Raw genomic sequence first — 19,990 nt, 5'->3', positions numbered from 1 at the left:
TGTAGGGGTCTTCCTCCCATTGCACGCCCGGCAGCAGCGCCTCGCCCTCGCGCATGCCCTGCGGGTCGACCGCGCGCACCTTGGCGCCGCCGCCCACCAGCGCGGGCACGATGGTCAGCGAGGGCGCGTCGCGCATGTCGTCGGTGTTGGGCTTGAAGGTCACGCCGTAGACCGCGATCGTCTTGCCGTTGAACGACCCGCCCAGCAGGTCCAGCAGCTTGTCGACCATCCGCCGCTTCACCTCGTCGTTGACCTTGATCACGGTCTCGACGATCTGCATCGGCGCGGCATAGTCCTGCCCGGTGCGGGCCAGCGCCATCGTGTCCTTCGGAAAGCACGAGCCGCCATAGCCAGGGCCCGCGTGCAGGAACTTGTTGCCGATCCGGCCGTCCAGCCCCATGCCCTTCGACACCTGCTTGATGTCGGCGCCGACCTTCTCGCACAGGCGCGCGATCTCGTTGATGAAGGTGATCTTCGTCGCAAGGAAGGCGTTGGCGGCGTATTTGATCATCTCGGCCGATTCCAGATCGGTGGTGACGATCGGGAACTCGCGCAGGAACAGCGGGCGGTAGATCTCGGACATGACATCTGCGGCGCGCTCGTTCTGGACGCCGACGACGACGCGGTCGGGCTTCATGAAATCTTCGATCGCCGCGCCTTCGCGCAGGAACTCGGGGTTCGAGGCCACGTCGAACTCGGCGGCGGGGTTGGCCTTGGCCATCACCTGCTTGACCTTGCGGTTGGTGCCCACCGGCACCGTCGACTTGGTGACGATCACCGCGTAGCCGGTGAGGTTCTGCGCGATCTCCTCGGCGGCGGCCATCACATAGGTCAGGTCCGCATGCCCGTCGCCACGCCGGGTGGGGGTGCCCACCGCGATGAACACCGCCTCGGCGCCGTCTACGGCCTTGGCGAGATCGGTGGTGAAGGTCAGCCGCCCGGCTTCCACGTTCTTGACCATCAGCGCATCAAGGCCGGGCTCGTAGATAGGCACCTCGCCGCGTTCCAGCATCTCGATCTTGGCCGGGTTCTTGTCGACACAGACGACGTCATGGCCGAAGTCGGAAAAGCACACGCCCGAGACAAGGCCCACATAGCCGGTTCCGATCATCGCGATACGCATGGTGTCCGTTCCTTTTCACTGCAACCCGCCCCGGCGGAAGGGGTGGTCGGCAATCGCCGTGCTGTCAAGCCGCGGGGGGCGGCGGGCGGCGAATTGCCCGCCGGATGTGTAACGCGGGGCAACGCCAGGCCCAAGTGCCGCAGGTCTGTTCCCGTTTCCGGTCCTGCTGCGGAGGCTTAGTCCTTCGGAGGCACGCGGATCAGCCGGGCAAACTTGCCCAGCTCGGCCAGCCGCATCTTCTCGTTTGCGGCGCTGCGCCCGGCCCAGTCGTCAAGGAAGCTTTGTTCCTCGCCGGTGAAGCCGGTCTTCGGGAACCGGGCCTGCACGAACTTACGCAAGTCCATGTATTCCTTCCGCTCAAGAAAGTCCTTCGCGTGCTCAAGGATCTTGATCCCCTCGGGGCGGATCGACGGGTTGCGGCCGTCTTGTACGTAATCGAACCCCTCGGGCAGCACGACGCCGGATAGCCGGAAGAACTCGGCCGCGAAGCGACGTGGGCGCTCGACGAGGAACTCGAAGTCGATCACGGTAACTTCTGCGCGCTCCGACAGGATGCGCAGCGCCTCGATCACGTGGCGGCTGTCATAGTTTCGCGCGGCAACGGTGTCGGCATAGGCGGCGAAAGTGATCTTATTGCCCTGCTTCTTACGCTGGTTGTAGGCGGACAGCAGGAACCGGTCCAGCGGACGCCAGACGTAGATCACCTGCGCCGCACCGAAGTGGTCGAACAAGGGCAGCATTACGCGCGCCATTGCCGGCGCCTTGGCGAACAATCCGCCGGGGCGCATCGGGTCGCCAAGCGCGTTCTCGTTCGACAGGAACACCGTCTCGTCGCCGCCCTGAGGGGCGTCGCGGTCCAGGAAGGTGTCGAGCGCGGCGTGGAACGGTGCCGGATCGTCGGTCCCCAGCGCCTCAAATGGCAGTTTTCGGAAATCGTGCAGGTAATGGAAATGCTGCTCTGTCAGGACCTCGGGATTGCGGCCGCACAGGTTCTGGATCCATGTGCTGCCCCCCTGCGAGGAGCCGGGATGCAGAAGCAGTTTCGGTTTCGTCATCTCGTTCTTTCTTCTCGGTTTCTCCGCCGTCCACTGCCCGTGCTTGGCCGTGTAGGCTGCGCGGCTCAGGTATCGATCGGGATCAGCGTATTGACCAGCGAGTCCGTCATGAACGCAACCTCTATGCCCAGCTTGTCCTCGATCAGCTTCTTCGCCTTCTGCATGCCGATGATCTGTTTCTCGTGCACGTGCAGGTCCAGGTCCCAGCCGACGCGGGTCTGGTAAAAGCGGTTGGCGCCCAGCGAATAGCTGAAGTCGACGCCGTACAGCTCGACCCGCTTCGGCTTCCACCCCAGCGCCAGCTGCAGCGCGCCGTAGGCGGCGGAATAGCCCTCGAACACGCCGCGATCGGGGTGCAGGGAAAACCCGTCGCGCCCCAGCGAGCGCACGAAGCTGACCTGCTTGTAGGGCACCAACGCGCGGCGGAAGTAGGAACAGACATAGAGATGGCTGTCGTTCAGGTCGACGCCCGCCTCTTTGAACATGTGCCCCTTCTCGTCGATGAAGCGCCAGTCCTGGATCCACAGGTGATCGCAGCGCATGCCGCGCGCCTTGAACAGAAGCGGCGCCGAGTTCACGCCGAGGTAGACACCCTTGAACTTCGGGTCCATGCCGTCCGCCGCGGTGGGCGCGTTGCCGATGATCCGGACGATGGTCATGCTGCTGCCTCCGCCGTCATGCCGCGTAAATGTCGTCGTAGATCGACACGATCCGACGCCAGTTCATGTATTTCTCGAAATAGGCCCGCCCGGCCGCCTTCTGCCGTTCCAGCCGCACGCGGTCGTGGTCCAGCTCGTACAGCAGGTCGAACAGCGTGTCGGAACCGGCTTGCAGGAAGGGCGGCGGCTCGGCGGTCTGCAGCGCGCTGCAGAAGATGTCGGTCGACAGGATGTCGGCGTTGTTGATCACCACGTTGCCGGTGAACAGCCCCTCGTAGGACACCAGATGGAAGCCGCCGGTCACCACCTCGTCGATGGTGACGTCGTGCCGGGTGCGCAGCGCCAGCAGTTCGATCGGGTTGATCCCCTCGGCCAGGGTCAGCGCCAGGAAGGGCGCGCGCTCCATGAAACCGATCAGCTTGTCGAAGGCCTCGTCGCGCTTGGCGCCCCAGCGGGTGCCGGTCCGCGAGCTGGGCGAATACAGTACCCGCAGGCTGCCGCCTTCCGAGGCGGCGTCATGCGGCAAAGACGGAATCGACGGGCGATAGAGACAGTTCGGCACCACGATGAAGTCGTCGTAGGTGCGCGCGAAACCATGCGCGACCACCAGCTTCTTGTCGAATTTCAGCTCGGGCGCGTCGGCCAGGTAGACCGGATGCTCGCGCTGGCCCTGATGCAGCTGCCAGACTAGCTGGGCGCCGGTGGCGGCGAGATGTTCCAGCACCAGGTTCTCGATCTGCCGCGGCAGCCAGTTGTGCACGTGCACCACCTTGGCCCGCGCCAGCATCGCGGTAAAGATCTCGCGCCCCGCCGGGCGGGCAAGGTTCACCGGGACCGCGCCCGGCGAGAACAGCATCATCTCGGGCTTCAGCGCGCCTAACTGCAGGCAGGCGGCCTCGTGCCCGGCGGCGCGCTGCGCCTCGGCCAGCATCGCGGCGGCGCCGGAAATCGCGGAATTGGTCAGGTGCAGGATCATGCGGCGCTCCGGTCGATGAACCGCGCCCGCATGCCGGCCTTCAGCAGCCACGACAGCTTTTGCGTGTCGCTCATGCGGGGGTTCTGCAGCAGGCCCCAGTAGCGGTGCCGCATCGCCAGCGAGATATAGCCCGCCTCGGCCTCGGCGGCGAGCGCCTCACGGATCCGACCCGCCTCGCGCAGCGACGGGTCGCGGCGGCGGCGGCCCATCAGCAGCACCAGCGGCACCGGCTGCACCGGACGGTCGGCCTCAATCTTGCGGCGCAGCAGCGTGACCGCGTCGGGCTTGCCGAACATCGGCACCAGCGACGGGTTGCGGCCGTAGAACCAGCCGTCGATCCAGCCGCGGATCAGCGGCGCGACATCGGCGTTCGCGGCCACCGGGAACAGGTTGCAGCCCGCCACCTGCGCCGGGGCGTCGGCGTCGACCACGATCGCCATGTCGGCGCGGCGCAGCGTTTCGGCGCGGTTGCCCGCGTATTTGTTGCCGCAGACCACGATCAGCAGCACCTCGGGCGCCACCGCGTGAATGAACTCGGCCACCCCGTCCTCGGGCTCGTGCGCCACCAGAAACAGCCGCTGGCTGCCGAAGATCGAATTCTTCGGCCCCGGAATCCGGGTCGCGATCTCGTGGAAGCTTTTCAGCAGGATGCGTTCGGGATTGCTTTGATAGAGACTGAACAGCTTCCAGTGCGGCACCCGCTCGGCGTAATTCGCGATCAAGTCGCGATACAGCGCGACCGCGGGCGCCTTGCGCAGCGCGGGCCGCAGGAACATCATCTGGATGCCGCCACGCGCCTCGGTGAAATCGGTGAACAGGTCGACCCCGATCTTGTTCTGGGAAATCGTGACCGTTCCGGCGCGGTCGCACGACAGGTCCTGTTCCGACTCGGCTGGCTGTGTCGTCATCGTGTCTCCTGCCGCCCATCCGCTGCCCCGACACCCGTTCGATATGCAACGGGCGGCAAAAACGCAAACCCCAAGGACCGGCGGACGCGGATCGCCGCGCTTCATTGCACTTGCCCCCGGACCACGGCAGAACGGTCGGACCTGTCCCGTTCCCGTTTTGCCCAGGGGTCCGATGCCCGCCACCGATTCCCACGACACGACGCCGAAGACCCCGCTTGCGCTGGCGCGGCAGGCGCTGGCCGAGGGCCGGCGGCGGCGGGCCAAGCGCCACCTGCGCGACGCGGCGGCCGCTGCCGGGTCGGATCCCGAGCGGCTGGAGATCGCGCTGCTGATGGCGCGGGCCGACAGCCCCGACGAGGCGCTGGCGACCGCTGGCGCGGCGCTGCACCAGGACCAGCCGGCACTGCGGGTGCAGATGCTGCGGCTGCGGCTGTTCCTTGCGCTTGGGCGGGGCGGCGACGCCGAGACGCTGGCCCGCGCGCTGGTGGCGGCGCATCCGGCCGACCCGCGCCCGGCGCTGGCGCTGGCCGAACTGCTGGAGACCGAGCGCCGCACCGCCGAGGCGCTGGACCTGATGCGCGCCGCCCTGCCCCGGCTGCCCGACCGCCCCGGCCCGCGGCTGCGGCTGGCGCATCTGGAGTTGGCCGAGGGCCGCCCCGACGCCGCCCGCGCCGCGCTGGAGGACCTGACCGGCGCCCCCGGCGCCCCCGCCGAGGTGCTGCAACTGGCGCGGCTGTATGCACGGATGGGCGAAAGCCGGAAGGAAAGCGCGCTGCTGGCCGACCGGCTGGAGACCGGCGACGCCACCGATCCGCGGCTGCTGGCCTACCTGTTCCACCGCACGCTCGGCTATGCCCCCGACGCCGCCCCGATCGAGCGCGCCTGCGCGGCGCTGGCGCCGGTTCTGGGGCCCGAGCGGGTGCGCGCGATCCGGCTGAAGGCCCTGCTTCAGGACGGCGACCCGGCCGGGGCGCTGGCCGTCGCCCGGGACCGGGGCACCCGCACCCCCGAGGACGCGGCCGAGACCGCGCGGGCGCTGTTCGCGTTGCAGCGGGGGCCGCTGGCGCTGCGCTACCTGCGGTTCTGCCTGCGCCGCTGGCCCGCGTCGCTGCAACTACGCAAGACCTTGTTCATCGGCCTGCGCAAGGGCGGCGAGCTGGCCCGCGCCGCGGCGCTGCTGGCCGCGCCCGACGCGCGCGGCCCGGACTTCGACACCTTGCGGCTGCAGGCGCGGATCTTCGCGGCGGACGCCGGACGCGGCGACGGCGCGCCGCTGGATCTCGACGCGGTGCTGACCGAGGTCGAGGCCCAGACCCAGCCCGACGAGCGGACGATGCAGATCCTGATGCAGCACCTGATCGCCCGCGCCGACCTGCCCCGCGCCGAGCGGCTGGACCGGCACATGCGCGCGGTGCAGGCGCTGGGGCCGCGCGCCCGCTGGCGACCCCCGCAAATCGCGCAGCAGTTCACCGAGCTGAAGCTGACCGCCTCGCATTTCGGCGCCGAGCGGCTGCGGACGCTGGCCGATGCCGACGCCGGCACGCTGTCCGCCGAGCTGCGCGCGGCGTCGTGGTCCTTCATCCTCGCGCAGCTGATGGTGGCCGCCGAAGTGGCTGACCCGATGCCGCGCGGCGGGCCCGAGCCGGTCGCGAAACCGGCCCAAAACCCAGCATCAGAGACGAAAGACGACGATATCCCGATCCCCGGGGACGGCACCGGCGCGATCCCGAAGCTGATCCACCAGTACTGGAACAACACCCCCGCGCCCGCGCAGGTGCTGGCTTTCGCCGACAGCTGGCGCGCGGTGCCGGGCTATACCCACCGCCTGTACGACCGCCGCTCTGCGTTGCAGATCCTGCGCGCCGAGTTCGGGCCGAAGTGGGTGCAGGCGTTCCGGATGGCCAAGCGCCCGGCGGAAGAGGCGGATTTCCTGCGGCTGTGCCTGCTGGCGCGTCACGGCGGGGTCTGGGCTGATGCCGACGACGTGCTGACTGGCGATCTGGGCGCGCTGGTGCATGGCGCCGAGGGGCTTTTGGTGTTCCGCGAAAGCGTCAGCGGCGCGCTGGCCAACAACGTGATGGCCGCCGCCCCCGGCCACCCGGCCATCTTGTTCGCGGCGCGGATGGCGCGGCAGGACCTGCTGCGCCGCTCGAACGAGACGATCTGGCTGAAGACCGGCCCCGGCCTGCTGACCCGCGCGGTGGGCCAGTACATCGCCGCCGCCCGGACCCGCGCCGCCGAAGGCAAGCCCGCCCGGCTGCGGCTGACCATCGCGGGCGAGGACGACCTGCGCCGGCAGGCGGCGATCCACAACCCGCTGGGGCACAAGCGCACCGCGGCGCACTGGCACGACCGCGACCGCGGCGAACAGGAATTCGTCGACCTGCTGGCCCGGCTGACCGAAGCCGCAGAAGTAAAGGCTGGGACTGGGGCGGGGACTGGCGCGAAAGCCTGATCCCCCCTCAGCGGCCGCCTCAGCGCGTTGCGAGCAGGCCTTCCAGTTCGTCGACCCGGGCGCGCAGGGCGTGGACCTCGTCCAGCGCCGCCTGCTGTTCAAGCGTGTACAGCGTCAGCTCTTCCACCTTTTCCAGCAGCGCCATCTGCATCGCCGTCATGTCCAGCCCGCCCGCGTTGACGTCGCCCGCCGAGGGCACGCCGGGCAGGTGGCTGTTGGTCTCGATGAAGGCGGCAAGCTCGGTCAGCGGCATCAGGTTGTAATCCGGCGCGAAGACATAGTCGGGCACGTTCAGCGTGGTGCCGTTCACCACCACCGACCCGCCGCCCGACAGCACCAGATCGTGGCCGTTGTTGACCTCGAGATTGCCCAGCCCGACCTCGACCTGGCCGTTCTGCCGGATCGTCAGTTCCGATCCGATGGTGTCAGCGAAGGTGATGAACAGCTTGTCGCCCGACAGGGTGAACAGCACGTCGTCATCGGTCGAGCCGTCGTCCAGCCGCAGGGTCGCGGTGCCGTCGTTGTCATAGACATGCAGGTCGTCCTCGGGGCTGGTCACCCCGCCCACGCCGACATTGCCGTCGCGCACCACCAGCGTGCCGCTGGGGCTGTCCGGGAAGATCCGCAGCGGCAGGGTCGAGCCGTTGGTCACGTCGCGCACGAAGAAGTTGGTCTCGTTGCCGGCCACGTCCCAGGTCTGCGGCGCAAAGCCCGAGGATCCGTCCTGCTGCAGCCGCAGGGTGGGCGTGTCGCCGTCGACCACGTGCAGTTCGACCGAGGGGGTCGAGGTGCCGACGCCAAGCCGGCCGCCGTCGTCCACGTACAGCGAGTGCGACGGCGCCGCCGCCTCAATGGTGAAGGGGGTGCGGTTGCCGCTGACGTCGCGGATCGAGAATTTCGACTGGCCGCCGTTGACGCTGTCGTTGATCAGCAGTTCCCAGTCGTTGCGCGGATACGAGCCGGCGACCGAGGTGTCGTCGAACTTGATCCGCAGGTTGTTCTCTTTCAGGCGGATCGTATCGAAGCTGAAGCTTTCGCCGTTGACGCAGTCAAAGCCGATACAGGCCGAGCCGTCGACGATCAGGTCGTCGTTGATCACGAAATCCGCCTGCGCCGCGGTGGCAAGCGCAAGAAGCGCGCCGGTTGCCGCGACCCTGGCAAACCCCCGGCCGGCTGTCGTCGAATAGTCTCTGTAAAAGGGCATCGCACCGCCTTCCCTGCTGCAATCCGCCCCGCGGGGGACGGGATCCTTCATTTCAATGGGATCGGTATAGCAAAGCAAATGACGCAGCGGAAAGGATTTTCCGGCAAAAGACTATCCAGCAAGCCGACTTGAAACCGACGGGAACCGATGTGCCCGAAACCCGACGGGCCCGCCGTGTCCGGTCAGCGCGCGGCCTGAAGGCTTTCGATCTGGTCCTGCTGGGCGGCCAGCGCCTCTTGCAGCTGCAGGATGTAAAGCGTCTGTTCCTCGACCTTCTCCAGCAGCGCGAACTGCATCTCGGTCAGGTTCAGACCGCCCGCGTTGACCTCGGCGGCCGAGGGCACGCCGGGCAGGTGGCTGTTGGCCTCGATGAAGGCGGCAAGCTCGGGCAGCGGCATCAGGTCGTAATCCGGCGCGAAGACATAGTCGGGGACGTTCAGCGTGGTACCGTTCACCACCACCGAGCCGCCGCCGGCCAGGATCAGGTCGTGGCCGTTGTTGATCTCGAGGTTGCCCAGCCCGATCTCGACGTCGCCGGCCTGGCGGATCAGGAAATGCGCGCCGCCCTGATTGTCGAAGCTGATGAAGAAGCGCTCGCGGTCGAGCTCGATCTTCACATCCTCGCTTTCGGTCTCTTCCATCCGGATCACGGTCTCGCTGTTGCCGTCCACGTCGCGGATGTGCAGGTCGGATTCCGGGCTCGCGGTGCCAAGGCCCACGTTGCCGCTGGCCGACAGGAACAGCGAGTTCTCCGGCGCGCCCGGCTTGATCTTGAACGACAGCTTGCTGCCGTTGGTCACGTCGCGGATGAAGAAGTTGGTCTCGTTGCCCGCCACGTCCCAGATCTGGGGAGTGAAGCCCGAGGACCCGTCCTGCTGCAACCGCAGGGTGGGGCTGTCGCCATCGACCACGTGCAGTTCCACCGCCGGCGACGCGGTGCCAAGGCCGATCCGGCCGCCGTCGTCCACGTACAGCGAATGCGACGGCGCCGCCGCCTCGATGGTGAACGGGGTGCGGGCGTTGGTGACGTCGTCGATCGAGAACTTGTTGGCGCCGCCGTTCGAGGTCTCGTTGATCGTCAGCTGCCAGTCGACATTCGGAAAGCTGCCCGAGTTCGAGGTGTCGTCGAACTTGATGCGGATGTTGTTTTCCTTCAGCCGGATCGTGTCGAAGCCGAAGCTTTCGCCGTTGACGCAGTCAAAGCCGATACAGGCCGAGCCCGAGATGATCAGGTCGTCGTTGAACACCTGGTCGGCCAGCGCCGCGCTGCCCGTCAGCATCGCCGCCGTGGCTACCAATCCCGTGATGGTGCGTGTCGTCGTCCGGCTCATGCCCGTTCTCCCTGTTCGTCCTGCCGCCCGCCCGAGGGCCCCTCGAAAACCTCCCGAAGCCCCCGCGATGCGCCCCGGACTATAGGCGGGCGCCCCGCGCGGACCAAGGGACACTTTCCCCAAGGTTGTGATCCGTTGGGAAATTCGCGGCAATCGTTGCCGCCACCCCTCACTGTTGTCCCAGCCTTTTGCCCAGCCACCCCAGGAAGGCGCGGTCGGGGGCGCGCAGGCGCGGGCGGCCGGTGTCCTCCCACCAGGCGCGCCACTCGGCTTCCAGCCCGTGCACGTCCCAGCCCGGCGCGCGGGCGCGGGCCTCTTCCAGCGTGGCGGAGGACAGCACCGGCCCCCCTGCCCCGGCGGTGTCGCGGCGGCGCGGGCGGACGCACAGGATGTCGCCCGGCTCTTCCTCCAGCCGGTAGCCCGGCAGGTGGTCGCTGGCGATCATCTCGCGCAGCATGGCGCGGAACACCCGGCGCGGGCTGGCCGAGCCGGACTTCTTGTGCAGCACCTCGACCGACACCCGCCACGCGGGCTGGTGGCCGCAATGCTTGCGCGCCAGTTCGTAGATCCGCCGCTCCAGCGGTTTGCGCAGCCGGAAGTAATCGCGCGACAGGGTCAGCACCGACCGCCCGACCACCGCGCGGAACAGCCATTCCGACAGCGTGACGGCGACCGAGACCATGCGGCCCGCGCCCCTGCCCGATCCAGTTCCCGATCCGGGCGCACGGCGCAGGATCTCCCAGCTTTCGATCAGGCCGAAGCCGCTGGTCACCTCGACGCGGGCGCCCTTCGGGCCGGTGGTGATGTTGGTGGTGATGCGGGTGCCCGCCAGCCGCTCGAAGGCCTCGCGCAGGCGGCGGTAGGCGTCTCCGCTGGTCTCGCGGTTGGTGGCGACCAGCAGGTCGTGCGCTTTCAGGTGCAGCGTGCGGCTGACCGTGCGGCCCGCGTTCAGCGCCGCGACCAACTGGCTGACGCAATAGATCAGGATGTCCTTGTCGTGGATCGTCGCCCGGCCCTTCACGCTGGGGGTGATCTCGACCGACGCGCCGTTGTGGGTGTAGGACAACACGCTGCGGTCGGGCCGGGTCGCCAGCGAGAAGATCGGATGTTCCATCGACGCGAGGTCGTCCTTGGGCAGCCCCGCGAACACGTCGCAGACGAAAAAGTCCCCCGTGGGATGCCTGTCCGGTAGCAAGCCGCCTGCGCCGCTCATATGCCTGTCCCTGCGCCGCCCGGGGCGGCTGTTCTGCTCGTGGGTGCCTCTTTGCGCGGGTTGGTCCCGCGACTCGGGCGTATCGTGGTTTCAGTGACACCCACCCTAGAATTATCCACAGGACCCGTCCAGCACCCGGCGCGCCCCGGTTCGGGGGATCGGAGTCGCTGCAACGTGGGTTCGGAGTCGGGCGTTCGGGGGTTCAGAGTCGCCCGGCCCCGATGCAACAGCCCGCCCGCCCCGCAAAACAAGGGCTTTCCACGATCATGCCGGACACCGTAACTAGAAGATAACAGGATTCTAACGGCTGGATTTTTTTCGGGCTCCCCGATCCTGTGCCCCGATCCGGCGGCAGCGCCCGGTCAAACCCTTCGGATTTGCTTAGAAAATCTCGTTTTGTGCGTGATTTCCTTCCATATGCCGCGTTTTTGCGTATACTGGCGAAAACCGCGCACATCGGCGCGGAATGACAAAGACGACAGGCATCTTCCAGAACGGGACAGGATCACATGGCATCGGCAGAGCAGCCTCCGTATTTCAACATCTCCCCCGACGCGGCGCTGGCCGATCTGGGCGCGCCCACCGGCAGCGGCGACTTCGCCGCCATCGCCGAGGCCTGCGCCCGGGGCCGGGCCGATCTTGCCAGCCGCGGGCTGGAAGAGGACGGCCGCAAGCCGCTGCGCCTGTTCTCGACATGGGAGATCACCCGCTACCTGATCCCCGTCGCCACCCCGCATTTCCGCCGGGTGCTGAAAGCCAACCCGAACCTGCCTCAAGGCACCAGCGAGACCGAGGGCGGCGCCAAGTGGTTCACCCTCGACGAGGTGCTGCGCCTGCGCGCCCATTTCGCGACCGAGGGGTCGAAGGCGAAGGAATACCTGCCCTACCGCCCCAAGGGGCAGCCCGCGAAAATGATTGCGGTGGCGAACTTCAAGGGCGGCGTCGGCAAGACCTCGACCTGCGCGCATCTCGCGATGTCGGCGGCGCTCGACGGCTACAAGGTGCTGGTGATCGACCTCGACAGCCAGGGCTCGATGACCTCGATCTTCGGCGGCAGGGTGGCCGATGAATGGGGCACCGTCTTTCCGCTGCTGGCGCGCCACTACGGCACCCACCTGCGGCGCGAGAACCAGACCCGGATCGAGCGCGGCGACCCTCCCCTGCCCCTCGACGAGACGCTGACCGAGGCGATGTCGATGACCGCCGGCCAGCTGATCCAGAACACCCACTGGCCCAACATCGACCTGATCGGCGCACAGCTGAACCTGTACTGGGCCGAGTTCCAGATCCCGGTCTGGCGGATGCAGGCGCGCGGCTGGAAGCTGTGGGACGCGCTGACCGACCGGCTGGAGGCCGACGGGGTGCTGGACCAGTACGATATCGTCTTCCTCGATACCCCCCCTGCCCTCGGCTATCTCACGATCAACGGGCTGGCCGCCGCCGATATCCTGCTGGTGCCGCTGGGCGCGTCCTTCCTGGAATTCGACAGCACCGGCCGGTTCTTCGACATGCTGCATTCGACCTTCTCGTCGATCGAAGAGGGCGAGAACGTCGCCGCCCGGGCGCTGGGGCGGGCGGAGATGGCCTTTGAATGGGACGCGGTGCGCGCGGTGCTGACCCGCTACGACGGCGCGCAGCAGGCGGAACTCGCGGCGCTGATGCAGGCCTATCTGGGCCAGACCCTCTCGCCGCACCGGCAGGATTTCACCGCGCTGATCGGGCAGGCGGGCGAGCAGGTGTCGGGGATCTACGAGGCCGATTACCGCGACTTCAACCGCGAGACCTATGTGCGCGGCCGCGAGGCCTTTGACGAGACATACGCCGCCTTCAAGCGGCTGCTGTTCGGGATCTGGCGGCGCGACGAACTGGCGGCGAAAGGCGCGGTGCAGGGCAGCGATCAGACCGAGGCGGTGGCGTAAATGTTTCGCGCGCGAAACATTTGCGGCCAGAATTTGGGTGGCCAGAACCTGGGTGGGCAGGGGGCTCTGCCCCCGTCGCGCGGCCGCGCGACTCCCCCGAGGTACTTTCAAAGAGAAGAAGCAGCGCGCGCTGCGTTGACCGGGGCTTGGGGCCTGCCGGTGCAGGATGGGGTTTTCGGAGGCTGACATGGCGAAACGTAGACGGCTGAGCCCGGCGCAAAGCGACTATCTCGAGACCCAAACCGCGGCGTTAGAGACGAGATCCATGCCGCTGGGGCGGGCGCCCATCGCGCAGGTAGCGGGCGAGGCCTCGACCACCGCCGCGCTCGAGGAACTGGCGGGCACGCTGCGCGAGGCGCGGGCGCAGGGCCGGATGATCGAGGCGGTGCCGCTGGAGCGGATCGAGGCGGGCTATCTGGTGCGCGACCGGCTGGCGGCGGATGACGAGGAACTGCAGGCGCTGATGGAAAGCCTGCGCGCGCGCGGCCAGCAGACGCCGGTGGAACTGGTCGATCTGGGGCAGGGGCGCTATGGCCTGATCTCGGGCTGGCGGCGGCTGACCGCGCTGGGGCGGCTTCTGGCGGAAACCGGCGACGACCGGTTCGCCACCGCGCTGGCGGTGCTGCGGCGCCCCGAGACCGCGGCCGACGCCTATGTGGCGATGGTAGAGGAAAACGAGATCCGCGTCGGGCTGAGTTACTACGAACGCGCGCGGGTCGCCGCGAAGGCGGTGGAGCAGGGCGTGTTCGAGACTGAGAAGAAGGCGCTGCTGTCGCTTTACGCCTCGGCCAGCCGGGCGAAGCGGTCGAAGATCCGGTCCTTCCTCGAACTCTACCACGCCGCCGACGACCTGCTGCGGTTCCCCTCGGCCATCGGCGAACGGCTGGGCATGGCGCTGGCCAAGGCGCTGGATGGGCGCGGCTCGCGGCAGGAGGCGCTGCGCGCCGCCCTGGACGCCTGCGCGCCGGACAGCGCCGCGGAAGAACAGGCGGTGCTGGAGGGGATGCTGACGGTGTTCGAACAGGACGAGGCCCGCGCCGCCGCGCCGGAGCCAAAGCCTGTGCCGCCCGGGGCGCCCGGGACGGTGGAGGGCGTAAAGCCCGAAGCCGCACCCGCCGCGCCGCGCAACTGGGTCGCGCCGGGGATCTACGCGCGCTGGGACGGCCGCAAGCTGGAACTGGACGGGCAGGGGATGACAGATGCGTTCCACGGCCGGCTGATGGACTGGATCCGCGCCAACACCTGACTGCAAATGTTTCGCGCGCGAAACATTTGGGGCCCGGATCAGGCCCCACGGAACGAGAAAGGCCCCGGCTGACACCGGGGCCTTTTCGCGTGAAAGCGCAGCCGGCGGGACGATCCCCGCCAGTGCAGCGTCACTTCTTGGGCTTGCGGCCGAGGCCGATCTTCTTGGCGGTTTCCGCGCGCTTCGCCGAATAGCTGGGGGCGACCATCGGATAGTCTTTCGAGAGGCCCCAGCGCTCGCGGTATTCCTCGGGCGACATGTCGTAGGCGGTGCGCAGGTGGCGCTTGAGCGTCTTGAACGACTTGCCGTCCTCGAGGCAGATGATCGCGTCCGGGGTGACCGACGCGTCGATCGGCACGGCGGGCACCAGCGGCGCGTCCGCCACGGTTTCTTCTTCTTCGACATCGGGAGCAACGCCCGCCAGGCCGGCCAGAGTGGAGTGAACAGTCTGGATCAGGTCGGGAAGGTCGGCTTGCGCCATCTGGTTGCGCCCGGCGTAGGCGGCCACGATCTCCGAGGTCAGCGCCAGGATCTCGTCGCCGGCGCCAGCCATGTCTTCGATGATTTCTGTCATGTGGGGTCCTTGTCTTGAGTGGTGGCCAAATAATAACAAATTGTCATCACGGCAATAAGGGCTATTTAACCAAGTTAACCCTTTGTTCAACAAAATATTTACGTGATCAGAGCATGATTTCTCGCGACGGGCGAGAATGCGCCGGCGCAATACTTCATTTTGGATATGATCCATGGCAACAGAATACTGTGAGTCGCCGTTCGTGATCCGGTCCGGTCAGTTGAACAGGCGGCGCGACAGATGACGAAAAAGGCAACGTGCGGCCCGAAGGCGCGACAGCTCTTCGACGTCGCGGTACAGACGCCACGTGGCGCGGGTCGCGGCAAGTTTTCCCGCCGACAGGGAACTTGCCCGGACATGATACCAGCCCAGGGGTTCGGGCACCGCGTGGGCGCGGTCGGTCCGGCGCAGAAGCGTCAGCCACAGCCCGTAGTCCTGCCGCATCCGCAGGTCCGGCATCGGCACCCGGCCAAGGGCCGCGCTGTCGTAGACCGCGGTGAGGCAGCCGATCACGTTGCCGTTCAAAAGCTCGGCATGGCTGACAGAGGCGGGGACGGTGACCTGCCGGGTGCGCCCGTCGCGGACGCGCCAGAACCCGGCATAGGTGAACGCCGCGCCGGTCTTCTGCATGAACCCCACCTGCCGCGACAGCTTGTGCGGCACCCATTCGTCGTCGGCGTCGAGAAACGCGATGTAGCGGCCCCGCGCCGCCTCCAGTGCCCGGTTGCGGGCGCGGGCGGCGCCGCCGTTGGTTTCGCAGCGCAACACCCGGATGCGCGGATCGCCGGCCGCCAGCCGGTCTGCCAGCGCGGCGCTGCCGTCGGTGGAAGCATCGTCGCTCAGAAGCAACTCCCAGTCGGCAAAGTCCTGCCCGCGGACCGAGGCGACGGTCCGTTCGAGCGTCTGCAAGGCATTGAAAACCGGAGTGATAACGGTAACGGTGGGGGTCACGGGCGGTCCCGTTGGTCTGGCGTGCCGGTTTGACTTGGACCCCGGCCACGGCTAAGCCCGCACCAAGGCCAATGAGCCCAATTAACGTATGGAGTTGGTTATGACCACGCCTTTCGAACCCGTTCAGGTCATTGCGGAAATCGGCTGCAACCACAAAGGCGACATGGACATCGCCAAAGAGTTGATCCGCGTCGCCGCCGGTGTGTGCAAGGCGGACATCGCCAAGTTCCAGAAGCGGACCAATCGCGAACTGCTGACGCCCGAGGAATACGACCGCCCGCACCCGGTGCCGGAGAATTCCTATGGCGACACCTATGGCGCGCACCGCGAATTCCTTGAATTCGACACCGAACAGCACCGCGAGCTGATCGAGGAGTGCAAGGCCAACGGCATCAAGTACTCGACCTCGGTCTGGGACCTGACCTCGGCCAAGGAAATGTCGGCGCTGAACCCGCCGCTGCTGAAGATTCCCTCGGCCACCAACCAGCATTTCGAGCTGCAGGGCTACCTGTGCGAGAACTACGCGGGCGAGATCCACGTCTCGACCGGCATGTCGACCGGGGACGAGATCAAGAACCTCGTCGAGTTCTACGAGGAACGGGGCCGGGCGCAGGACCTCGTGGTCTATAGCTGCACCTCGGGCTACCCGGTGGCCTTCGAGGACATCTGCCTGTTCGAGATCGCCAAGCTGATGGACATCTACGGCCCCCGCGTGAAGGGCATCGGCTTCTCGGGCCACCACCTTGGCATCGCCGCCGACGTCGCCGCGCTGGCGGTGGGCCAGATGAAGCAGGCGGAAGGCAAGGGCAAGTTCAGCCACATCGAACGGCACTTCACCCTCGACCGCACGTGGAAGGGCACCGACCACGCCGCCAGTCTCGAACCCGACGGGATGCGCCGCCTGTGCCGCGACCTGAAGAACGTGAACCTGGCCCTGACCAACAAGGATCAGGACATTCTGCCGGTCGAGCAGGTGCAGCGCGACAAGCTGAAATGGGTCAAGGAACGGCACGGGGACCTGGTTGCCGAGTGATCCCGGTTTCGCTGCGGGACTGACCGTCGCCATCTCGACGCTGGGCGCGCGGGCCGACGGGATCGTCCTGCCGCCGCCCGAGCCCTCTATTTTCTACGACATCTTGGTGCAGCGCCCTGGCGCTGCATCTTCGTTAGAGGGCCCGAATGCAGGCCCGGATACGCGTCTGGGTGCGGGCCGCGACGACGTGCGCGTGCTGCCGCTGCAGGGGCAGGGGGTCGCCGCCAGCCGCAACGCGGCGCTGGATGCGGCGCGGACCCCGTATCTGCTGTTCGGCGATGACGACGTGACGCTGGATCTGGCCGGGGTGCGCCGGCTGTGGGCGGTGCTGCGCGACGACCCGGCGCTGGCGGTGGTCACCGGGCGGCGCACCGGGCCGGTGCCGGCGCGCTATGCGGGGCAGGGGCATCCGCTGCGGCTGTGGAACGCGGCGAAGACGGCGACGCCCGAGATCCTGCTGCGGGTGGCGCCGGTGCGCGCGGCGGGGGTGCGGTTCGACACCGGCTTCGGCATCGGCGCGCCGCATCCGCTGGGAGACGAGTACGTGTTCCTGGCCGATGCGCTGAAAGTGGGACTGAAAGGGTGGTTCGCGCCGATCGTGATCGGGCACCACCCGGCGGAAAGTACCGGCGCCGACTGGTCCGATCCGGTGCTGCTGCGGGCGCGGATGGCGGTGCTGCGGCGGGTGTTCGGGCCGCTGGCGGGGCCGATGCGGCTGGCCTTCGCGTTAAAAAACCGTCGCCGGCTGCGAGGTGCGCCGGGGGGCGTCCTGGGTTTCGCGCTGGGGCGGGTTCCGGATCGCTGATCATCGTGGTTGTGGTGTGTTGCATGACCGATGCCGACGCTAGCTTTTATGGAGTCAAATGTTGCGTAGTGGCCATCGCGAGTTGGATAAAACAGCATGTCGGCATGTCAGCATGCCAATATTGTCGGGCTGGGACGATCGGTGTTAGCCGCGCGAGAAAGTGGGCAAGGGTGAAGCGAGGCTGAAATGACGAGTGCATGCGTCTCGGAACCTACACCGTGCTAGGTTGGCTTGGACTGCCTTACGCTGTGCCTTCGAAGCGCTGCTGCTTCTGATGATCGCAATCTGTTGTTCGGCTACATTCGAGACCGAGGGTTCGCGATGTGGATAGCTTTAACGCTCGGTCCCGGGATTAATTGCTCAACGGCGAGAGCTTCTGCCCGCTCCGGAAAGCGTGATCCAGATAGATCACAGGCCCGCCATGCATTAACAATCAACCGGGGCCACCCACTGGGGGCAATCAACCTCCTCAGGTTTGGCCCCGGGGGCTATAGTCTGTCCTCGCCAAACAGGTCGTCAACGTGGACTGCCGACTCGAGCATGTCGGGGCGCCTCGCGGCGACGCAGTCGAACAGGATCTGGCCCAGGGCCACGCTGAGGATGCGGTCGTGGATCTCGGAGCTTCCTTGGAATCCTTCGCTGCCGGGCAGGGCGACGTGCAGGTCGGACATCTTGCTGAGCGGTGACGATGTCGCGCTGGAGATCGCGACGACATGGGCGCCCGCATCCTTCGCCGTCCGCGCGGCCCAGACGACGCTTTTGGAGCGGCCCGAGTAGGAGACGATGATCGCCAGGTCCCCGGGGCGCATCATCCCGGCGACGGAGACCTGCGTGTGATGCTCCTGGCTGAACTGGACAGGCAGGCCAAGTCGCATGAGGCGGAGATAGAGCGCCGAGCAGACTGCGGCGGATTCGCCGGCGCCGAAGAAGCCGATGCAGCGTGCGGCCAGAAGCCAGTCAACCAGCTGGTCGAGTAGTCCGGGTTGGGACAGGCTGCGCAGGAAGGGATCAATCCGTTGCCCGAGGTTCGACAGAACGTCCCGGGCCATGCCCGCTGGGGTCGACGCGTCGGCATTGGCCGGGGAGAATCTGCCCCCGGATGTCTTGGCCTCTTCCAGCAGCGAACGCCGCATGTCCTTCAGCCCGCTGTAGCCAAGTTTGCGGGATAGGCGGTCGATGCTGGATCGGCTGGCGCCGGATTTCTCGGACAGGTCAGAAGAGGTCATCGACCCGAGCGTCAGCGGATCGATTGCGATAAGCTGCGTCAGGATCCGGCGTTCGGTCGGGAATAGCTGAACGGTTTCAGCACGTTCCGCCAGCCCCATCCCTGCGGTCCGGGCGTTTTCAGTATCTGCAGACGTCGCCCCATGAGACAAAACGAGCCCTCCCACACAAAATTTACTATTGCGGTACATTACGTCTCGTATAGTGTCCCATCATGGCCTGAAGGAGGCAATGCGTAAAGACTGCGCAGCGCGGCCAGATTCGCATGGAGGAGAAAAAACCATGAAATTTCAATCGCTCACGAGCGTTCTTGCCATCGTGTCCGGATTGGCGATTGCCGGCCCCGCTATGGCACAAAATGGCCCACTGACCATCGGGGTGTCCGTCGTGGACATGGGTAACCCGTTCTTCGGCGCGATTGCCGACGGAATTGACGGGGCCGTCAAGGAGCTGGGCGGGGAGGGTGCGACTGCGACCATCGTGTCTGGCGACTACGACCTGGCCCGTCAGTCGACCCAGTTCGATAACTTCATCCAAGCCGGTGTCGACATGATTATCGTCTCGGCCGTGGACAGCCAAGCCATCGGCGCCGCGGTGAACCGCGCCCAAGAGGCCGGCATCCCGGTCGTCGCCGTCGACAACACTGCCGACGGGGCGGGCGCAACCATTACCACCGACAACGTCACTGCCGGTGAACAGGCGTGCCAGTACATCGCCGACGCGCTTGGCGGCGAGGGCAACGTCATCATCGTCAACGGCCCGCAAGTGTCCGGAGTGATCGACCGGGTGGAGGGCTGCAAGTCCGTCCTCGACGGCTACGACGGCATCACCATTCTGTCCGACAACCAGAACGGCATCGGGACGCGGGATGGCGGTCTCGAGGTGACGACCGGTCTGCTGATCGCCCACGCGGATGTCGACGCGATCTTCACCATCAACGATCCCTCGGCCATCGGTGCCGACCTTGCCGCGAAGCAGCTGGGGCGCGAGGGCATCATCATCACCACCGTCGATGGCTCGCCCGACATCGTAGACGCCCTTGGCGGCGACACCATGATCGAGGCCTCGTCGGCGCAGCTTCCCCGCGACCTGGCCCGCGCCGCTCTCGAGGCGGGCCTGAAGCTGATGAACGGCGAGACCATCGACGAGCCGGTCACGCTCGTCTCGCCCGAGCTGATCACCCGCGAGAACGTCGGGGATTACCAAGGCTGGGACGCCGCCGAGTAGCGCGCGTTCTACGTTTCCCCGCTCGGTCTCTCTCTCCCGGTCGGGCGGGGAATATCCTGTCGGTCGTATCGCGCGACTGGCGCATCT

General features: G+C 67.1%; 17 protein-coding genes. 6 read left to right on the top strand and 11 right to left on the bottom strand.

Features of this window, described 5'->3' with window-relative positions:
* The 5 genes from ACP156_RS24770 to ACP156_RS24750 form a co-directional block, all read right to left on the bottom strand.
* On the bottom strand, positions 1-1,123 hold a 1,123-nt coding region (locus ACP156_RS24770; protein ID WP_425054032.1), incomplete at its 3' end, for a UDP-glucose dehydrogenase family protein.
* Between the two features lie 176 nt (positions 1,124-1,299).
* A complete protein-coding gene (locus ACP156_RS24765; protein ID WP_425054031.1) occupies positions 1,300-2,178 on the bottom strand; it encodes a hypothetical protein in 879 nt (292 codons plus the stop codon).
* 65 nt (positions 2,179-2,243) lie between these two features.
* Positions 2,244-2,837, bottom strand: coding sequence for a hypothetical protein (locus tag ACP156_RS24760; protein WP_425054030.1), 594 nt, complete (start codon positions 2,835-2,837; stop codon positions 2,244-2,246).
* Between the two features lie 16 nt (positions 2,838-2,853).
* Entirely contained in the window at positions 2,854-3,813 is a 960-nt protein-coding gene (locus ACP156_RS24755; RefSeq protein WP_425054029.1) for a hypothetical protein, read from the bottom strand.
* The gene (locus ACP156_RS24750) at positions 3,810-4,721 is read right to left on the bottom strand and encodes a hypothetical protein (protein ID WP_425054028.1); all 912 of its coding nucleotides are present in this window, start codon (positions 4,719-4,721) and stop codon (positions 3,810-3,812) included. The genes ACP156_RS24755 and ACP156_RS24750 overlap by 4 nt, the downstream gene beginning before the upstream one ends.
* Before the next feature lie 172 nt (positions 4,722-4,893).
* Between ACP156_RS24750 and ACP156_RS24745 the strand changes: the two genes are divergently transcribed.
* Complete coding sequence (locus ACP156_RS24745; protein ID WP_425054027.1) at positions 4,894-7,176, top strand: tetratricopeptide repeat protein; 2,283 nt, start codon at positions 4,894-4,896, stop codon at positions 7,174-7,176.
* Between the two features lie 19 nt (positions 7,177-7,195).
* On the opposite strand, the gene ACP156_RS24740 is transcribed toward ACP156_RS24745, so the two are convergent.
* The 3 genes from ACP156_RS24740 to ACP156_RS24730 all read right to left on the bottom strand — a co-directional run bounded on the left by ACP156_RS24740 (position 7,196) and on the right by ACP156_RS24730 (position 10,924).
* Positions 7,196-8,380 carry a hypothetical protein gene (locus tag ACP156_RS24740; protein ID WP_425054026.1) on the bottom strand — a complete coding sequence of 395 codons (1,185 nt, stop codon included), beginning with the start codon at positions 8,378-8,380 and terminating at the stop codon, positions 7,196-7,198.
* A gap of 182 nt (positions 8,381-8,562) precedes the next feature.
* Positions 8,563-9,711: a hypothetical protein gene (locus ACP156_RS24735; protein ID WP_425054025.1), complete on the bottom strand. Its 1,149-nt coding sequence runs from the start codon at positions 9,709-9,711 to the stop codon at positions 8,563-8,565.
* A 169-nt stretch (positions 9,712-9,880) separates the two neighbouring features.
* Positions 9,881-10,924, bottom strand: a complete 1,044-nt coding sequence (locus ACP156_RS24730; RefSeq protein WP_425054024.1) for a replication initiator protein A — start codon at positions 10,922-10,924, stop codon at positions 9,881-9,883.
* Positions 10,925-11,433: 509 nt separating this feature from the next.
* Between ACP156_RS24730 and ACP156_RS24725 the strand changes: the two genes are divergently transcribed.
* Both ACP156_RS24725 and ACP156_RS24720 read left to right on the top strand, forming a co-directional pair.
* Positions 11,434-12,843, top strand: a complete 1,410-nt coding sequence (locus ACP156_RS24725) for an AAA family ATPase (protein WP_425054023.1) — start codon at positions 11,434-11,436, stop codon at positions 12,841-12,843.
* Between the two features lie 187 nt (positions 12,844-13,030).
* On the top strand, positions 13,031-14,089 hold the full coding sequence (locus tag ACP156_RS24720; RefSeq protein ID WP_425054022.1) for a ParB/RepB/Spo0J family partition protein: 1,059 nt from the start codon (positions 13,031-13,033) through the stop codon (positions 14,087-14,089).
* Positions 14,090-14,219: 130 nt separating this feature from the next.
* Here the strand turns inward: ACP156_RS24720 and ACP156_RS24715 are convergent, their stop codons facing one another.
* Complete coding sequence (locus ACP156_RS24715) at positions 14,220-14,663, bottom strand: MucR family transcriptional regulator (RefSeq protein ID WP_425054021.1); 444 nt, start codon at positions 14,661-14,663, stop codon at positions 14,220-14,222.
* Between the two features lie 216 nt (positions 14,664-14,879).
* Positions 14,880-15,614, bottom strand: a complete 735-nt coding sequence (locus ACP156_RS24710) for a glycosyltransferase family 2 protein (protein ID WP_425054020.1) — start codon at positions 15,612-15,614, stop codon at positions 14,880-14,882.
* Positions 15,615-15,714: 100 nt separating this feature from the next.
* On the opposite strand from ACP156_RS24710, the gene ACP156_RS24705 reads away from it, so the two are divergent.
* Both ACP156_RS24705 and ACP156_RS24700 read left to right on the top strand, forming a co-directional pair.
* On the top strand, positions 15,715-16,647 hold the full coding sequence (locus tag ACP156_RS24705; protein WP_425054019.1) for an N-acetylneuraminate synthase family protein: 933 nt from the start codon (positions 15,715-15,717) through the stop codon (positions 16,645-16,647).
* A complete protein-coding gene (locus ACP156_RS24700; RefSeq protein WP_425054018.1) occupies positions 16,637-17,452 on the top strand; it encodes a glycosyltransferase in 816 nt (271 codons plus the stop codon). Before ACP156_RS24705 ends, ACP156_RS24700 begins: the two co-directional genes overlap by 11 nt.
* Before the next feature lie 488 nt (positions 17,453-17,940).
* Here the strand turns inward: ACP156_RS24700 and ACP156_RS24695 are convergent, their stop codons facing one another.
* Positions 17,941-18,777, bottom strand: coding sequence for a MurR/RpiR family transcriptional regulator (locus ACP156_RS24695; protein ID WP_425054017.1), 837 nt, complete (start codon positions 18,775-18,777; stop codon positions 17,941-17,943).
* A 181-nt stretch (positions 18,778-18,958) separates the two neighbouring features.
* Between ACP156_RS24695 and ACP156_RS24690 the strand changes: the two genes are divergently transcribed.
* Entirely contained in the window at positions 18,959-19,903 is a 945-nt protein-coding gene (locus ACP156_RS24690; RefSeq protein WP_425054016.1) for an ABC transporter substrate-binding protein, read from the top strand.
* Positions 19,904-19,990 lie beyond the last annotated feature (87 nt).

It is taken from the genome of Psychromarinibacter sp. S121, assembly GCF_049801035.1.
In the GTDB taxonomy this organism is placed as follows: Bacteria; Pseudomonadota; Alphaproteobacteria; order Rhodobacterales; family Rhodobacteraceae; genus Psychromarinibacter.
The sequence above is the reverse complement of the archived record's forward strand: the minus strand, read 5'-3'. Positions and strand labels throughout refer to the sequence as shown.

What these genes read in the sequence shown, in the direction of transcription:
- ACP156_RS24765 (WP_425054031.1), bottom strand. Translation starts at nt 2,178, where the DNA reads ATGACGAAACCGAAACTGCTTCTGCATCCCGGCTCCTCGCAGGGGGGC.
- ACP156_RS24760 (WP_425054030.1), bottom strand. Translation starts at nt 2,837, where the DNA reads ATGACCATCGTCCGGATCATCGGCAACGCGCCCACCGCGGCGGACGGC.
- ACP156_RS24755 (WP_425054029.1), bottom strand. Translation starts at nt 3,813, where the DNA reads ATGATCCTGCACCTGACCAATTCCGCGATTTCCGGCGCCGCCGCGATG.
- ACP156_RS24750 (WP_425054028.1), bottom strand. Translation starts at nt 4,721, where the DNA reads ATGACGACACAGCCAGCCGAGTCGGAACAGGACCTGTCGTGCGACCGC.
- ACP156_RS24745 (WP_425054027.1), top strand. Translation starts at nt 4,894, where the DNA reads ATGCCCGCCACCGATTCCCACGACACGACGCCGAAGACCCCGCTTGCG.
- ACP156_RS24740 (WP_425054026.1), bottom strand. Translation starts at nt 8,380, where the DNA reads ATGCCCTTTTACAGAGACTATTCGACGACAGCCGGCCGGGGGTTTGCC.
- ACP156_RS24735 (WP_425054025.1), bottom strand. Translation starts at nt 9,711, where the DNA reads ATGAGCCGGACGACGACACGCACCATCACGGGATTGGTAGCCACGGCG.
- ACP156_RS24730 (WP_425054024.1), bottom strand. Translation starts at nt 10,924, where the DNA reads ATGAGCGGCGCAGGCGGCTTGCTACCGGACAGGCATCCCACGGGGGAC.
- ACP156_RS24725 (WP_425054023.1), top strand. Translation starts at nt 11,434, where the DNA reads ATGGCATCGGCAGAGCAGCCTCCGTATTTCAACATCTCCCCCGACGCG.
- ACP156_RS24720 (WP_425054022.1), top strand. Translation starts at nt 13,031, where the DNA reads ATGGCGAAACGTAGACGGCTGAGCCCGGCGCAAAGCGACTATCTCGAG.
- ACP156_RS24715 (WP_425054021.1), bottom strand. Translation starts at nt 14,663, where the DNA reads ATGACAGAAATCATCGAAGACATGGCTGGCGCCGGCGACGAGATCCTG.
- ACP156_RS24705 (WP_425054019.1), top strand. Translation starts at nt 15,715, where the DNA reads ATGACCACGCCTTTCGAACCCGTTCAGGTCATTGCGGAAATCGGCTGC.
- ACP156_RS24695 (WP_425054017.1), bottom strand. Translation starts at nt 18,777, where the DNA reads ATGGGGCTGGCGGAACGTGCTGAAACCGTTCAGCTATTCCCGACCGAA.
- ACP156_RS24690 (WP_425054016.1), top strand. Translation starts at nt 18,959, where the DNA reads ATGAAATTTCAATCGCTCACGAGCGTTCTTGCCATCGTGTCCGGATTG.